Annotated in this window: 8 protein-coding genes; 5 read left to right on the top strand and 3 right to left on the bottom strand. The window is 58.1% G+C overall.

What is annotated here, in order from left to right; translation table 11 throughout:
- Window positions 1–142: 142 nt before the first annotated feature.
- Complete coding sequence (locus tag RJT48_RS15630; protein WP_311173277.1) at window positions 143–1,204, top strand: hypothetical protein; 1,062 nt, start codon at window positions 143–145, stop codon at window positions 1,202–1,204.
- A gap of 116 nt (window positions 1,205–1,320) precedes the next feature.
- Here RJT48_RS15630 and RJT48_RS15625 read toward each other — a convergent pair whose 3' ends face one another.
- Together RJT48_RS15625 and RJT48_RS15620 are read right to left on the bottom strand one after the other, a co-directional pair.
- Window positions 1,321–1,662 carry a type II toxin-antitoxin system PemK/MazF family toxin gene (locus tag RJT48_RS15625; protein WP_081927557.1) on the bottom strand — a complete coding sequence of 114 codons (342 nt, stop codon included), beginning with the start codon at window positions 1,660–1,662 and terminating at the stop codon, window positions 1,321–1,323.
- Window positions 1,663–1,665: 3 nt separating this feature from the next.
- A complete protein-coding gene (locus tag RJT48_RS15620) occupies window positions 1,666–2,124 on the bottom strand; it encodes a MarR family transcriptional regulator (RefSeq protein WP_049987726.1) in 459 nt (152 codons plus the stop codon).
- A gap of 139 nt (window positions 2,125–2,263) precedes the next feature.
- On the opposite strand from RJT48_RS15620, the gene RJT48_RS15615 reads away from it, so the two are divergent.
- From RJT48_RS15615 to RJT48_RS15605, 3 genes are all read left to right on the top strand, one after another.
- On the top strand, window positions 2,264–3,541 hold the full coding sequence (locus RJT48_RS15615) for a TraC-like domain-containing protein (protein ID WP_311173276.1): 1,278 nt from the start codon (window positions 2,264–2,266) through the stop codon (window positions 3,539–3,541).
- A gap of 442 nt (window positions 3,542–3,983) precedes the next feature.
- On the top strand, window positions 3,984–6,401 hold the full coding sequence (locus RJT48_RS15610) for a VirB4 family type IV secretion system protein (RefSeq protein WP_311173275.1): 2,418 nt from the start codon (window positions 3,984–3,986) through the stop codon (window positions 6,399–6,401).
- Window positions 6,402–6,561: 160 nt separating this feature from the next.
- A complete protein-coding gene (locus RJT48_RS15605; RefSeq protein WP_123623000.1) occupies window positions 6,562–7,020 on the top strand; it encodes a hypothetical protein in 459 nt (152 codons plus the stop codon).
- 95 nt (window positions 7,021–7,115) lie between these two features.
- On the opposite strand, the gene RJT48_RS15600 is transcribed toward RJT48_RS15605, so the two are convergent.
- Window positions 7,116–8,444: a M48 family metallopeptidase gene (locus tag RJT48_RS15600; RefSeq protein ID WP_311173274.1), complete on the bottom strand. Its 1,329-nt coding sequence runs from the start codon at window positions 8,442–8,444 to the stop codon at window positions 7,116–7,118.
- A gap of 1,231 nt (window positions 8,445–9,675) precedes the next feature.
- On the opposite strand from RJT48_RS15600, the gene RJT48_RS15595 reads away from it, so the two are divergent.
- A complete protein-coding gene (locus RJT48_RS15595) occupies window positions 9,676–16,794 on the top strand; it encodes a P-loop NTPase family protein (protein WP_311173273.1) in 7,119 nt (2,372 codons plus the stop codon).
- Window positions 16,795–17,686 lie beyond the last annotated feature (892 nt).

Here is a 17,686-nt window from a genome sequence, read left to right as displayed (position 1 = left end):
TAGATTAGTACAGAAACACAAACACATGGGTTCCGAAACCACCACCGCCCGTCGCGTGCTGGCGGCTCTCCCTAGGTACCCACTCTCGATTTCGGATTTCATCAGTCTCCAAGCACCCGATAGTTTCGAGTCCCCTTCAACTTTGGACGGCACCGATATTCACACCCGTGTCGACACCTCCAGCATTCAAAATCTGGGTGGCGTCGTCGCTATCGGTGATGACTGGGTTGACCGTGAGGGCATCGTCGGCTTCCGCTTCGTGGCCGGAGACTCCTGGTTCGGTGTCGGCTTCGAACCAGAGACCGGCTGGACCATCCTCACCGAGGACTCCATCGACGAGAAGTTCTCCCAGGCTATCGATGATCGTATCGCGACTTGGGCGACCACCTTCTACAAGGAGGAAACCGTCCGGCCGTCGTTCTATGATACTTTCGCGGCCGCCTGTGTGTCTCAGCTCCCACCGCGCCCGCTCCAGCACGGTGAACTTGGGGAGATACTCACCCCTGGGGGGATCTACCAGGAGTCCTTCGTCGAGGTGATCCCCATTCCCCTCATTCAGATCGAACACACCGACAAGGTAATCGCCTTTCTGATGAAGGTCACTGCCCCCGATCGGTCCGGTCACGTCGTTGAATACGGCTACCGGATCCACACTGACGGGGTCTGGCGGAAGGCGTGGGCCGACTCTATCTCCGGAGAAGAGGCCGAGGAAGTCGGTCTTCGCGACCGGCCAGTCGCCACTCTCATCGAAGACGCCAATCACGATTACCTCAACGAGATCGACCTGCTCGTGGAGCCACCGGCCGACCACATCCAGATTGAGGTCTACATCGATGTGATGGCACCAGAGCCGGCCCCCGGTGGTATGTGGACTGCGGCATCTGACTGGTTTCCGTCCATCGAGTACGGTGCTCCTATTGTCGGCCTAAATACTGACGAGAATCCCGGTGAATTGACTGTCCTCGGCTACCTCGAGGGAACGAAAACTGGCGTCTATGTCGGCCTCAACCGCCAGAACGACACCTGGAAGAAAATCATTTCCTTCGATGTCCCCGTCGACAAATACCTGAACAGAGAGATCGGCAACACCCTCGACGGCTGGCTTCAGAGCCAGTACGGCGCGCTCGTCGCTCCGTCGCAAAAGCCGCTCATCCAGCTCACCGAGTGGGAGACGAGCGCTCCCGACCTCTTCGCGTCCGATTGACCTATACGAGCGTAACCAACTTCATCGTAGCCGCGGTCGAAAGGGAGCTACTGAGCAGTCGGCGCGTCAGAGATGTGGTGTTATGGGGTGATATCCTGTATCAGAACTAGGCTGTCCTACCCCTTGAGAACCATTGCTGCGAATGCTTTTGCGAGCCGTCTCATAGTGTCTTCACCGAATCTGGCGTGGACATCGCGGATATCGCTATGGTCGACTTGTTTGGTCGCCCACGGTTCTACATAGGAGCGTTTCAATAACTCCCCGACTTCAGGTTCATCTTGTTCAACGGTGACGGCGTAGCGATTCTGTCCGTATTGTTCGCTTCCGGTCATTGCTGCGACCGTATAGAGCTCACCGTGGTCAGGACAGTCTTCGTCGGAGATGATAACGACTGGACGAGATGGCCGCCTCTCGTATGGATCTGAAATAGATACAACGTGTCCGTGTTGATAGCCCATCGATTACTCCTCTACGGCATCCTCTTCAAGCTCTGCGATGATCTCTCCTGCTTCGTCTTCGGCAGTTGGTTCGTGCGTTTCGTCAGTTCCTGACTTTCCGTTCGGGTCAATGCTTGGAACTTTTTCTTCCCATCCTTCTTCAGCGTAGGCGTCATCGGTAGGCGCAGACTCGAAGAGCTGAACGACTGAGTCGAGAGATTCGAGCCGCTGCTTTAGCTTCTCGGCTCGGTCTGGGTCGACGTAGTAGGCACCTTGTGACCGTTCGACGAGCCCCTTCTCGAAGAGCCGCGTCATCGTCTTCGATGCGCTTGATTTACTGATATCGGTCTGGTCTGCGATTTCGCTTGGCGTGAAACCGTACTCACGGTGAGAGAGCAAGAAGCGCAGCGCTTCGTACTCATTCGTCTCTGGTTTCACGGGGAACGGTTCGTCGTTTGTTAGTTCACGGACGTGGATTGGCATCGTTGTCACTACTTGTCACCGAGTGTCATTAAGACTTTCGCAGGACGCGCCGCATTGACGTCGTCTTCTAAGTACCTTCAATCTCTATTGGGGAGAGAATTTTTAGGCATTCACGACACGTATTCACACAAGACGTCCCATGAAACGGTACCCAGTAGCCGGCCAGTTACTCGAGCATCGCCTCTTCTTCGGACTCAGCGTCAGCGATCTCGAAGTCGGCGTAATCCCACTCGCCGCTATCATCCTTGCGTCCGGTATCAACAACGTCTTCGAGCCCTCGTTCAGTGGGCTACTTACTATCGGAAGCGGGATTCTCGGCCTCATTGTCGGCTTGTACGTTCTCTGGCGAACACCTGCCGGTCAGACCCCTCGCGAGTGGCTCATCGGGGCTGCAAAACACAGCGTGGGCCCGGATCGCTATCTCTGGCAACCCGTCGAACGCGGTCTCGTTTCTGGACAGCACCTTGACGACATCTGCACCCTCCATTCTAAGGATTCCGACCCCTCGGACGACAACAGTGATCCGGACCCAGAATCCTCGTCCTCGAGTGCCCCCCAGCAGTCCGCCTCAGATGATAACAGCGGTCAGCAAATCGTCACTGATGGCGGGCAGATGCACTCTCGCGAACGCCCACAGCGCGACCCGAGCCAGTACTACCACCAGCTCACGCAGAAGGAAACAACAACGCAGGCGCAACTAGCTTTCGAGTACGTTCGCGAAGACGGTATTATAGTCACCGAGAGCGACAATGAGGAACCCGCGTACGTCGGCCTTGTTCACATCACCCCGACGAGTTGGCTTTCCCTCGACGATGAAGGACGCCAGTCTACGATCAACGCGTACGCTGATGTTCTCCGTGGAATCTCTTACCCCTTCCAAGTGCTCGCCCTTCCTCGTGAATTTGACCTGACGACACACTTCGAGGAGATCGAACGTGCAGCCTACGAGGCTGAGGATCCGCCAGACATTATGCAGCTTGGTCGGTCGACGTACATCGACTGGCTCAACGAGTCGGTCGGTACCCGGCGAGTCAAAGTCCGTGATTTCTACATCGCCGTTAGGGTTGAGAGCTCGCACGTCCGAGAACAGTCTTATGGCCACTCTACAGACGTTGTTTCGGGATCTCTCTTCCAGCGAATTGTCGGCTGTGTCAATTCTGTCACCTCCTCAGTTCGTTCTCGGATCGGCTCGAATACCGACGACGACGTCATCGAACGACAGTGTATTTCTGAAGTTAGAAGTCGGCAACACGAGTTTGCTGAAGCACTCCCCAGGACCGGTGTTCAGACCGAAGTGATGGACGACCGGGCAGACGTTCTGGACGTCCTCTACCGCTACTACAACCACGCCGACTCACCACTCGACGAGTATTCTCCCAAATCCTACGCGGAAGTTCTCCCACCTCGCCGGCCGTAGTGATTCCCGACCATCCCAACATCTCTACTTCCATCTTCTCGACTGTTCCTGCGGCACTTGAGGTAGGACCACTGCCAGCGTTACCCCACGAGTGAATTATCTCTGTAGTTTGTGGGGTAACTCGCTGCCCTCCCTCAACCCACTTGTCGAAACGCCTTCTTTGCGGAAAGCTATCAACGGGCGAAACCATTTACCGAGGCACTACGTATCCCACGATAGCATGAGTAGCGTCCCAGTAGCCTGGGTACTCGGAATAGCATCTGCTACCGGGCAAGTGCAACAGATCATTCAGACGATCCAGCGAGCGATCCAAGGCGGCCCGAACGCTCCGTCACCATTCATTCTTGTCGGCGTCGCTGTCGGCGTCGCCCTCCTCCTCGGTCTCGGTATTCTTGCGTCACGTCGATTTGTTGGTTCGGCTCAACATCCATCTACAAACGCAATGAAAGGCGCACCTGAGACGGAGGCCAACAGCGGCGTTCTGAATCGTCTTCTCTCTCGGCTTCCCGGTAGTTTTGGAGCTATCCCTGGTGCCGGTACCTCCGCCCGAACAGATCCAGCCAACGTCAACCTCGAGGAAATCGACGACGAAACCTTCGACCGCGCCGTCAGCATCCTCGAACAGGAAGGCCGGGAGACGAGTCGGGCAAACATCCGTGAACAGGTTGCCCGCCTCATCGACTTCGAGGCCGCCGACCCCGACGAATTCCGCCTTGGACTCATCCAAGACGCCGACAGCCAAGCCCAGATCGACCAAGCGAGCGTCGCCCCACCAAGTATCGTCCCCGAAGATCCAACCACTCTCTACCGGAACGGCGAATTCGTCCGTATCCTCACACCCGCAAGTGCTCCCGAGAGTGTCTTCGGTGGCTGGCTTATCAACCTCACCACGACCAATCTTGACGTCCGCGTCAGCTACCATCACTCTCCCCGCGATCCCACGACGATTCGCGGTGCCCTCCAGGATCGTCTCACTGAACTCCAGATCGCCCTCTCTCGGAAGGAGGAAAAGGGCGCGACAGACTATCACGAAGACCTCAACCGCCGGGAAGAACTCGATCGTCTCCTTCGTCGCCTCACCGAAGGGACGACTCGGCTCTACGACATCGGTATTTACATCGAAGTCGCTGGCAGTACCCGTGATGAACTCGAAGAGACCGCTCGGAAGGTCCAGCAACTCGTGGCTGACCGCGACGTCGAACTCGTTCCTCTCGAATTTCGCCAACTTGAATCTCAAGACGCGATCGCACCTGTCGTCTCCGACCCTATCCAGAACACGGACCTTATGGAACACGACGCGGCGGCCACCCTCTTCGGCTTCGTCGAACCCGCCATCGCTCACGAGGACGGTGTCCTCTATGGCTTCGATGAGACCGGAAACCCTGTCATCGTCGACCGATACAGCCTCTCCGGCTTCTCTAAAGTCATCACCGGGAAGATCGGGTCCGGAAAGACGTTCGCCGCGAAACTTTCTCTCTGGCGCCGTCTCCTTATCGACCCTGAATTCACCGCTATCGCATTCGACCCCACCGGTGACGACTTTGTCGACTTCTTCGAGACCCTCGGTGGCGATGTCGTCACCTTCGGCGGCGACGTCACCATCAACCCGCTCGAAATCCACCGCGGTACGGGTGAGGCTGAAGACCCCTACAAGGACAAACTCCGTTCCTTGACGGGGATGGTGCGGACGTTCTACGATCAGAGCGGCGACAGCCTGAGCGCCGAACGTGCTGGCCTCATTCAGCAGGTCTTCCACCTCGCATACCTTATGTACGGTATCACTTCCGAACCCCGCACCCACGAACGCGAAAACCCCACTATGGAAGACGTCCTCGACATCCTCAAGGCTCTTGCTGATGGTGAGGACCCACTTGAATTCGTCAGCTACCAGGGAGATGCTACTGAACTTCACCGTGAGGAACGCGACGAGCTCGATGAACGCGTCGACGAAGTCACCTCCCGACTTCAGTCGAAGGACGATAGCAACCTCAAGTCCGAAGCCAACAGCCTCCTCCGCTCGCTCGAAGCCTTCCAGCCAGGTGGCGTCGCTGCGAACCTCTCTGGGAAGACGACCGTCGACCTCGAGGACGAGCGGCTCATCGTCTTCGATATGAGTGCCTTCCAAGATACCAATCAAGCCCCTCTCCTCCAGCACGTTATGCTTGATTGGAGCTACCAGCGGGCTCGCGAGAACTCCCGCCGGATGGAGGTCATCTTCGAAGAGGTTCACTACCTGCTCAGTCAGAAATCTGCCCGCTCGCTCATCGGCCTGTTCACCCGCCATTCCCGACACTTCAACGCTGGCTTGACGCTCATCTCCCAGACTGCAGAAGAATTTATGCAGGAGACCGACGATGTCCACTCACCACGCGCGATCTACGACCAGTGCGACATCAAGCAGCTGTTTTACCAGGAATCAATTTCAGACGAGGTAATCGACTACTACGACCTCTCCCCAGCTGATGTCGAGGCCATCCAGAGCTTTGCACGTGGACAGGAATCCGAGTTCAGTGAATGTCTCCTGAGCGTCACCGGAATCGCGCGTCGACATCTCGAAATCCACGCGAGCGAGCTCACGGTTGATCTCCTTACTGAACCTGAGACGGCCGCCGCAACCGCTCAGTTGGTTGAACAGCGTCGCCAGCAGGCTGCCACCGCTCGCAGTGAACAGACTACCACCCAACCAGAGGAGAGCGCTGAGACTGCCGGTGGTTTAGGCGAAGAAGTTGCTGAGAAGGAAACTACTGACTCCAGTACGAAATCCAGCGAAACTAGTGAGCCTCCAACTGACCCCATCACAGACGGAAGTGGGGGGTCACCCTCCTCTGGGGACGCTGCTGACGACACTAACTCCGAATAATACTCTTCCATTCTCTTCTCGCTCCGTCTACCTTGCCTCTCGTCATTTCTCACCTCCCCTGTAGTCCACCAGCACAGTCGGAGAGAGCGGGTTTTCGCCTGTACTCCCCGGTGGAGTTAAGTGTTAGACCAGCATGGTTCAAACTAACCGGGAGACAGATATGACCAGCGTACTCCTCGGTGTCCAGCTCGTAGCTTTTGCCATCGCGGATGCCCTCCCTGGTGGCCTACGCGGGCTTGGACTCCTCACGGCTGCCCGCGCACAGTTCGCGACGATAAAAGCCGACCTGATGGCTCAGGCCGCGCCGATTTGGACTCGGCAGATGAGTGTGATCTTGCAGGCAGACTGTCCAGATGGGACTGAGGTTAGCTCAAATGAAGTCATCCAGTCCATCCACAACATCAACGACTTCATCTTCCTCCTTGGGTGGACGCTCGTCCCCGGAGGATTCGTCCTCGGAGGTATCCTCTACTTCTACGGCTGGAACCAGTCTTGGAAAAAGCGGGGCCTCCGGCTGATGGTTGGCGCGGTCGCGATCGCCGGCGTCATCCTCCTTTGGGGCGCTATCGCTAACCTCATCCAGTGGGCGACCGGCGGCACTTGTGCGCCCACCACGTAACGGCGTTGAGTGGATCACTGGCGCTGGCAGACTACCGCCTTGCCGTCCCCACCTTCTCGGCGTCATCAGTAACTACAACCTTGACCACGCTCTTGCTAACGCGAGCTGCCACACCCCTGTCGCTCTCGGAGCACCGCAATCCTATCCTCGACTGAGGGGTGAACTCGAAGGAACCACTCGATAACAAACGGAGCCCCCCACGGAAGGGACGACGTCCCGGTCTTCTTCGAACTCTCCTTCGCTCGGAGATCGGCAACCGACTGCAATGCGGTTATCGCAGTCTCACTTCCCACCCGTTGTCGTTCGTATTCGTCGGCAGCCAACTCAGCTCGGCGAACCCACCGTACGAGGCCGAACCGGAACCCGAACGCGAGAATGCCCATCACCACACCGAGTGTCTGCATCGATGGCGAAACAACCGCGAGTATCCCACCGACACCACCGAAGAAAATCAATCCGGCCCCAGCAGCGAGGCGAAGATGTCCAAGAACGTGATGCCCGTGCTCGTGGTGGAGGATTGCGCGGAGTGATTCTGGCGAAATACTGTCATCTTCGAGGAGGGTCTCGCCAACGAAGACCCGGCGAAAGGGCCAGACACCCGCCGCCATCGCCGTCGAACGAAGCCCCACCGTGGCAACCCAAATCGACGTGTGGGGGTCAGCATCGATCTCCTCTGGTACGATCGCTGCGTATTCTTCAGGTGTGAGCGGCCGCGCCATATTCAGAAACGGCAAGAGCGTGATTGCGAAGAACAGGTAGGTGAACGTGAGCGCCCAGGTCACCGGCATTCTGAGCTCAGATGGAATCGGCAGCGCCGTCCACGGTGCTACAACTAATATAAAGAGTCCACCAACGACCAACGCAACCCGGAGAGCGTGATCGTGGCGCGCCTCCGGCGTCTCAAGATGACTTGTCGTCTCCCTCCAAAACATCGAGATGAACGGCGCACCTGTCACCGCCAAACACCCGAAATAGCTCGCAAGGATGAGCATCGGAAAGAGTCCTTTGACGACGACATTCGGTGAGGGCATCGGATATTCTGGCGTTAGTCTAACAAAGAACACCCAGACCAGAGTGGTGAATCCACCACTGACGATAGACCCCCCTAAGAACAGCACGAAGAAGTTGTTCAAGTGATCTGGAAGCCAAGAGACCCACCGAAAGCCTTCGGACACTTCATATTCTTCCGAGGCGGTTTGATCCGTGTTTTCCGATGATTCCGTCGACGCCGATGCCTCTTCGCGGTTCAACCTATACTCATCGTAACGGTTTACCACAGCACCGATCTGCCAGCCAAGTCCCACTGCGATAAGCATCGGGACCGTCACCCCGACGAAGAGCAGCGCCGTCGCCGATGTAACCCCAAACACGAATCTGACCAGAACATAACTGAAGCCCGCCACTATGGGGGCAGTAAGAAACACACCCAGCCCCCACCAGACCAACGTATCGACCGGCGAAGGTAGCCACGCAAGCGACGAACGAGCCTCGGATAGGACTCGTCGCCACCGTGGACAGGGGCTTGAGTCGCCATTCGAGGTCATCTTTTACCGTAGATCATGCTATCTGAACCCAAAAATTGTCCGGGGGCTCCAGTCCCTCGACCCACAACTGGCTATGAAAACGAGTGCTTAGGAGACACCGCGCCTCGACTGAGCGAGCAATCAATCGGCCCAAAACTCCCGAATAGTATTTTACGCTGAGCAGATGAAATATCTGTAGAGGCCACTACTGGCTATGCCGACGCTCCCAGCCTTCACTCGAGCTTGGCTCTCGCCGGCCCCGCTCACCGATGACCATACCCAGTCGCCGCCCGATACAAGGACAGATCGCACTTCGCATCCGTCGCGGTCGGTAGAGCCGACCCAGACGTCTCGGTCCCCTCGCTCAGGCCGCCCGAGGAACCGACGTCCCCTCTACGGTGTTCTGTTGACCCTCAGCGTCATCGGTATCCTACTCACGGCGGCCACTGGCCCAGCTATCGCAGCACACCCCGCTGACTCCACGAGTACCACAGAGAGCCAGAACCTCTCTTCTACTTCGCTGCAATCCACGAATGTAACCTCGCCGTGCCAAACTCAGAACAATAACTCGTACGGATGGACGGAACACTACGCGTGTATCCAAGTTCATCTCTACCAGCAGGATCAGGATCTCTCGATCTTCCCAGAAGACGCAACACAGGCCCGGGAAGCTGCGAAGAACGGAGAGTCGGCTGAAACCATCGAGGATTGGCTCTTCCGATACTATCGTACGGAGCAATACCCCGACTGGTGGATGCCGTCAGAGGAACAGATTGAGCAAACCCCGAAGCTCAAGCTCTATCCACTCACGAACGAAACAGTTCACGAGTACGAGACCGCTCAATCTCTCTCCGTCTTTCCGGAGGATGCTCGAGCCGTCCGGTTTGCGGCAACTCATAACGCGACGGTAAACGAACTCCGGATGGCCCTCCTCAACTACTACGCCGTTCAGTGGGATCAGGGCTGGCGGCCGAACTCAGAATCATCCACGACTACCACGACCAACGCAACCGCAGGAGGGGGCTCAAACGGAGGGGAATCGGAGAGTACCGCCGAGTCGAGTTCAAGTAGCGCTTGGTATGCTCCGTATCTTAGTGGGATCGTCGACGCCGCAAATCAATTTCGTGGATGGATGAGTGGAGTGCAGGAGTTCATCGGTGGGCTCCTCATTTGGAGCTTCAAGAATCCCATTATCGCAGGGATTGTCATCTTCACGTCTCTCGTCGTGTTCCTCCTTCTCGGAGTCGCCCGTCGGATGCGGCGGACGTGGACGGCGATGCTTGCGGTCTGGTCTCGATTCGTCCGCGCGATCGTCTGGGTGGCCGATACTATTGGCATCGGAACGCTCCGGCGAACACAAATCAAATTCTTCCGATTCCGTCGCACTCTCAACGTCTATGCTCACGCGCTCGCAGCGATAACAGGCTGGGCAATCCGCGAAGGGTTCCACCGTGTCGACCGTACGATCACAGACTACGTCACCGACGAAGACTCCAGCACGTGGTCGTATATCGCACCACCCGCTCACGCAAGCGCCAGTAGCACAGCTGATGCCGCCGTCTCGGAGACAGCGTACGCGAAGAGCAAGCGCCTCCTCGATCCTCTCGATGCACCAGCCGTGTACGAACTCGATGAGGATGAACCACCGCGACCAGGAGACGACCTCTGGTACCGCATTACGGCCTCCGATCAGCCGGCCTCACCGGAGACAATCACCAAACAGATCGAAGGTCTACCCAATCTCACTGACGGGCTAGAAGTCATCATCCGATCGGCACCTCACGACCCCGAGATCGGAGGAGAAGAAAGCGAGCTTCAAACTACTGAAGGCGATGGCAACCGACTCGCAATCGAGGTTCTAATCCACTTCATCGAGGACGGCCAGACGAGCACGCTCGACCGGACGAAACACAACTGGGTACGACAAGCCTTCGGTGGTCCCGACTACGACGTCACACCCGTCTCGACGACGCTCCAGCGACTCCTCCGCGCCCGGCCGTACCGGCGGTGCAAGCATCTTCTCGGGAATGATGCGACCCCATCAGCGACGTTCCCTTGGAGTAACGCGCAATCATCGGACGCCGCGACAGACGGTGGGCGGACTCTCGACGAGGACACGCCCACACCGAGCGAACGTGCAGCTGCAGCCGAGGCGATTCCTCAACGGTACTTCCGAGAGCATCTTGAGGATCAGTTCACTGCGGTTTGCCCGGAAGCGCCCGTGAGCTATCCACTCGGTTCCCGAGGAACCCGCCGTTGGGACTTCCTCCAGCGACTCAACGTCTTCGACGAAACCGCTGCCGAAGAAGCCCCTCCGATGGAAGCCGCTCTCGATGCACTCCTCGAGACCGACGAACCTGCACTACTCCGTGCCCGGATTACATCCGCAGGCGACCTCAGCGACATCATTCGGCAGAAACTCGACGTCATCGAGGGTGAGGAAAGCACCCAGTTCGACAAACGAACGAATCGCCGTGGGCGTAGCCGTGCGACACCAAGCTCGGGAGAGAATACCACCGAGGAAGACCGGGCTGCTGCTCGAGAACGAGAGAGTAGTCGGGTCCGTGGGGAAGTCGCGAGCGCGGAAGGGACACGGAACGAAGAACTCCAGAACAAGGGTGTGACTCGGAGTTTCAAAGTCACGATGGATGTCTTCACCCAACCCACACCCTTCTTGAACGATGCCCTCGAAGAGACTGCTGGAGGGTCAGTTGAACCCTCCTCAGAGGCCCACCCCGTCCCCTCCCTCCTCTTCAATTCAGATGGGGACTCCACCTCTGCCTCGACAAATACGGCGAGTGACGGGGGCGTCTTCACCGAAGAACAGCCCGATCTCAACGAGATAGACAGTACTGCCGATCTATCTGGTTCCGACACCGACATCGAGACCTTAGCGAGTCGAGGTGACACTCTCCGAGTGACTCCCGAGACGCTCGCTAAAGCCGCAGCCAGCCAGCGGACTACGGCTCGCGACGACGCCTGGCGGCTCGCAAAAACGTGGGCGACTGCTGCTGACGGCGAGTTCAACAAGCTCACTGAACCACCAGAGAACAGTCGCCTCGCAAAGTGGGCACGGCAGTTTGGATGGCGGAGACATACGCTCGGACAGCTCCGTGACTCGTACCGTTTTCACCGCGCTCAGGAGTATGCTGGTAGGGCACCCACATTCGGCCTACACTACTCTCTCCGTCGCCGCTGGCCGATCGTCCTCGCCGCCGCCGACGAACTCCCTTCGTTCACAGCACTCCCGAGTACCAGCGCTGTCTCGGACGACCTCGCAGCCCATATGGAACGCCAACTCTCCCACACAGCCCCACTCTCTGAACTCTCTCCTGCCGAGGACAACGAAATCATCGGTACGGACATTGACGGGGCCACGCTCGGCTATGCGTTCGATCGTCTCCACGCTAGCGACCTCACTCGTCCCGTCAAACATCGCACGGACTATATGGACCGGTCGATCCTCCACCAAGGGCTCCCCGGCTCCGGGAAGTCTGTCGACCAAGCTCACGAGATCGTCGAGCGTCGGAAGGCCACGAACGGCCCCATTATCATCTACGCCGGCCCCGGCGCAAACGTCGGTGAACTTGCTGTGCGCGGTCTCTTGGATGAATTCGGCGAAGACTGGGTGCGCGAGCACGTCCACTGGTTCGATATGCCCGAGGTCCTCCCCGGACTAACGGTCTTCGACACACGACCCGCCCAACAGGCTGACGACGCCCACGGCAACCCCCAGGCTGCAGAGAGCGTCGCGACCGACGACATCTCTCCCCAGCGCCCTGATATCGCTTCCAAGGACACCAGCTGGGAGACACACGGCTCACAGGTTATGCAGACTGTCCGGAAGATCGCTGAACTTCTGATGGGTGAGAGCGACTTCCAGAACGCCCGCGTGTCTCGTGATGTCCTTCGGGCCCTCGGGACGGCTGGCTTTTCACCACACACATATCCGACAGGCGTCGATGGCACGCCTGCGTACAAGCGGAAAGGCGGTGATACCAGCAATAACACGCTCCCAACTGCCGACGACCTCGTGAGCGGCGGAAATCGCTCCAACGATGAAAACGAGGACGATTCAAGATCTCGACAGCCCACCGTGATGCCGTTCCGCTGGGGGTACGACGCCAGCCCGAACGTCTATCCCCTCTGGCAGCTCCAAGAGCAGACCCAGCAGGTCACCGAACTGACGAGGTTGATGGATCCGGATATTCCGATCAATCCTAAGGATATACTGCCTGATCCGGGCTCGCACGCAGTCAAGCGGAATATGGAGACGCCGTTCAACAATCAACAGCACACCGCCCAGCAGATCCTCGGCGGTGTCACCAACCGTTTGAACGCGCTTACGACGGACGCCCGTCTCGCGCCCCTCTTCAATAACACGACCCGGCGGTTCTCCTTTGCCGACTTCCTTTCTGGCGATCGCCAGAACGACGTCCTCATTTTCGACGTTGAGGATCTCGATCCGGACGCCCAGCGTGACTTCGTCCTTACACACGAACTCCTAATGCAGTACGAACTCGAACTCTACAAGTCCTTCCTCAAAGAGGAGGCAACTGCGGACGATTACTACGTCAGCGTCTTCATCGACGAGGCCGGCCGCCTCGTCGAGCCGGATGACCTTGCAAAGATGATCGCCGTCGCCCGCAACCACTCTGTCTCCCTCTCACTTGCCGTCCAGACGCCCGACCAGCTCTTCGACGCCGACACCGACAACAGTGTTGGCGACGACCCGACGTACGCCGAGATCATCGGTAATATTCAGACGACCGTCGTGCGTGCCGGTGAAATCACGCGTCAGCAGGCAAAGGCGCTTTGTCCGGCCGACCTCGAGGTCGAGGACTTCATGGATCACGTCCGCGATCTCCCCGTCGACCACCGGCTCGTCCAGTATCCGACACCTTCCGAAGGAACACGGTCTCAGACCATCGAAATCGCCCGCATTCCCCTTCCGAACTGGCATCAGGATGCCGAGGAAGCCCCCGAAGGATACGATTCTCGCGAAGATTTCGAGGAGGCCTTCCGAGAGGTTCGCGCCGATGTCATCGACCAGACGAACGAAGAGTACGGAATCCCCGACGACGAGTCAGAATCGGCTGTCCGTAACCGGGCGATTCTCAACATCCCCGAACTCGCCCACCATCTCACAATAGACGACCCACTCCTCCCGGTTGTCCTCGCGTGGGCGACTTGGATAGTCGCTCGTGACCCACCCAACGGGCCCGGTGAAGAAACTCTGCACAGCGTCTCCAACACCGACAGCAAGCTCCCTGACCTCGAAGACCCAGTTGAACCAAATAATGATTCGACGATAGAGGACTCCCCGGCTGAGGAAGTCAGCGCGATAGATGTCCTATCGGACGATGCAGGACCCGATGAATACACAGCTGAATCGGTATCTACCAGTCGCGAGAACGATTCTCCATCCACTACGAGCGAGCAGCCAGATACGCTGTTCGACTCAGGTGGGTGGGCTCGCGACCAGTGGGATGAGGCGAAGACCGAGCTCACCCAATCCAATACCGAGCGCCAGACTCCTCCCTCGGCCGCTGAGAGCTCAGGCCCTGCGTCCAGTCTTCATCACGTCCTGAAGGGCAGTATGACGACTGACGAGTGGGAGGAGCTTACCGACCTCCTCGAGAAGGGGAAGTCGCTTTCCCCAGAAGAATGGGCGATTCACACCGACCTCCCGACGTACCGGAAAGACGAGGAATCCATCCAAGCCCGTGCGCTCAACAGCCGTGTCGCGACTCTCCTCAACCAAGGTATCCTCACCGAGGATGAAGTGGCCCGGATTCAGGAACTCATCGATCTCGCACGGGATACCGGGAACTGGCCACCGACTGCGGTTCGTGATCGTCTCGACACGGGGTCCGAAACTGCGCCAGCAGACAAATCGTTTCCCGAACAGCAAAGCGCCACTGTGGATAACGAGAGTGTGTCCGCGGCGATCGAACGCCGCCGGACCAGTGAGAGAAATTCTGTTGGGATCGACCCGTTCGATGGGGAGGAACCACGACCCGGAACGTACCGCTGGGTGCGCCTTGACGAGATGTACCGCCGGCTTCGCCTCGAAGTCGAGAAAGTCCTCGCCACAGAGGGCCTCAACGAGGGAGAACGTAATCGTCGCCGCGATGCCCTCCCCTCGCTCAAGGCGTGCGCCGATGAGATCGAGGCGTTAGGCACCATTATGACCCATCGGGGCGTCGCTGGCGACACTCCCATCCCGGAAACAGACGGTATCTTCGAGATTGAACTCGCGAAGCACCGTGACGACGTCCCCGGCGACGAGGGCTACGCCATTCGGTTGACTCCCGAGGGTGCTCGTCTCCTTCTCGAAAACGTGTTTTCGACTGGCTGGGTCGCAACCGCTGGGACCGATACTCACGATACCGGCCTTCGAGACGCTATGACGGCACTCGAAGACGCAGTCCCCACCCGAGTCAGTGGCCGGATCATCGACCAAGACACCGGGGACATCCCGGACGCCGTCCTCACAGTCTTCGCCAGCGAGCCTACGGAGTGCTTCGCTGACGACATCATCTCATGCACAGTCGAAGAGGAGACCGACCCACGTCGACACCCCACGAAGAAACTCCGTAACCTCAAGAAGGCGCTTAACACTACTACGAAGAGTGGCGAATGTCGCCTCCCCATCTTCGTCGCCGAAACGCCGTGGGACGAAGACGCGGGGGCCCCCGACCTTGGACCTGCCACCGCATTATCGAACATCCTCCGTGATCCGATGAACACTCAGTGGTCGGGTCGCCGGTTCTACTCGCAATCGAACACGCCAATCGAATTCGACGGCGGCGCCCGCGACGGCGGTGTCACCGCTGTCGTCCCCCGATCGGACACAGAGAGCGCCGGCGCGTCGATCTGGATTCGCGACCCGGACCCCGACTCGGACGACTGCCTCCTCGTCGCCCCGACCGCCGACAACATCGGCCATCCCGATGACGAGGATATACACCTTCGTATCGCTCCCGGTGACTTCCAGAACCTCACTCCCTCGAGCATCCCGTACCGGGCGACATGTCCCCCGAGAAGTGCAAACGAATCAGCTCGCTATATCGTCGAGACTCCGGGTAGCGAACAGACGTACAAGTACGAGACGGAAGAGCGGTTCCGTGAGGATTGGGTCCGCGTCAACAAGCCATTCGTACCCGACATCGAATTCCGGCACCAGGACTACCCAGAAACCGCATATGCCACCCTCGTCCGATACGAGCCGCCCCGCGCCGGCGACGACGCACAGGCACGTATCGCCTGGTTCGATCATCGGACCTCGGGCGACGAGGAGATGGGGACGCTTCGGCCCGTCGAGGACCTCATCGAAGCGATTCAGACGGGCGAACTCAAGCCGGCGTCCGCTGACCCCGGAACGGCACCCGAATGGACTCACGAAGACGAAGTCTCGACCGACGAAGCGCAAGACTCTGAAGTGGATGAGGAAGACACTGGCGCGTCATCATCGACGGACGAGGCACCAGGCGAATCCACTCCCGAGCCATCTGACAACAAGGACGAAGAGCTTGACGGTGATGATACTGACACAACGCAGTCCGAGGAGGGAGAGACAGACGATACTTCCGAACCACTCCAGGATGAGGGGAAAGCAGCTACCGCCGCGTTCATCGCGGCTTACCTCCGTCCTGCACCGAACAACGTCGTGGACGTGGATATCGCCTTCGACCGTTGTCAGGAATTCGCGAGCACGCACAACCTCGTCTCACCAGAATCAGAGGACGAGTTCGCAGAAACGATCGATTCCCTCTTCGATGCGTTCGACACGGACACCGGAATCGACGGAGACCTCTTCGACATCGATCGCGACGTCATCAGTGCCCTCGAAGAGGGATTCAATATTGTCTCAACGTCAGGTGGAAACGAAGACAGCACTCGAACCGTTATATTGGGTGTGAAGATGGTTGATCCCACAGAAGAAGACACGTCGTTCTTGACGGAAGCAGCGCCCGAGCAGTCGGCAGGTGGTGCGGCGTTCATTGCGAACCAGCTCACGTCCGACCCTGACGGAGCGCTTCCGAGTTCGGAAACCTATGACGAATACGTCGACACCGTCACCGACTGGGGATTCGAGTCTCTCCCTGACCGAGGTTCGAGTGTGACGTTCAAACGGTTCCTCCAAATCTGGGGTGCGGTGCTGTTCGGCGTCTCGGTCGAACGGAAACGCCGGCGGATCGACGGGTCGCCTACGCGGTGCTATACGCACCTCGAGTGGCGCGAGTAGCCTCTTGATTTTCTCTCTCAGTCTACCGCCTCGATCTCCCGTCTAATACTATGAACTCAAACTGACATTTCCGACAATTTCCCTTCTGACGGTGTCCCTTAATCCTCGATTTTCTAGAACTATTACTGAATAGCATATTTTGGATAAACCACCGGACGGAACGGTAATACAATACTGGAACGGTAAATCGGAACGCGAATCTCTGAGGACTCACAAAATCACCATATAGCGTCGGGATGGTAAACTGGAACGTCAATCATTAGCATACACTCCCGAAAGGACCGGATCCTTTTGCAAACTGGAACACCGTGCAGTCTTGCGGTTTTCACCGGAAACCTGGACACATCTACGCACCACCACACACCAGCATCTCGATAAACTGGAACTCCGCGCAGTCTTGCGATTTCGGGCCTATAGTCAACTCCGTGCTCAGAACACCCTTCGAGCGACTCTCCGCACTCTCGAAACTGGAACGCTACGCAGTCTAGTGATTATCCCCGGCTATTGAGAAACTGGAACACCCCCTTTCCCACTAGTATAGAGGGGGCAGATTCGTGTGAAAGGGGGGTACCGATGTGTTCCGGCGAGCGGGTACCCTGGCAGCGGGTACAGGCTGGCCCCCTGGGCGGTCGTCGAAGACGAGTGTCTGATGCGTATCAGATTGTGGAGAAGTCGGTAGCCGAAGCCGAGGTGAATAGCCGTTGTGTGTCGCGTGGAGAGCGCGGCCTGTCGTAACGTAGGAGCTGGTGGGTGGCGTCGAGGTGTAGCATCGAGCGCGCGTGGGGAACATACGGCTTTGCGTACGAGCGAGTGGGAGTGGATGGTCGTGTCGCGGTGGTGCCTACACTAGGGTCTGCTGGCTATCGCACGGGGACGTCAGGGTGCGTATCTC

Origin of the sequence: Halobellus ordinarius, from assembly GCF_031823395.1 — an archaeon.
Taxonomy (GTDB): Archaea; Halobacteriota; Halobacteria; order Halobacteriales; family Haloferacaceae; genus Haloquadratum; species Haloquadratum ordinarius.
This window is presented reverse-complemented; position numbering and strand designations above follow the sequence as displayed.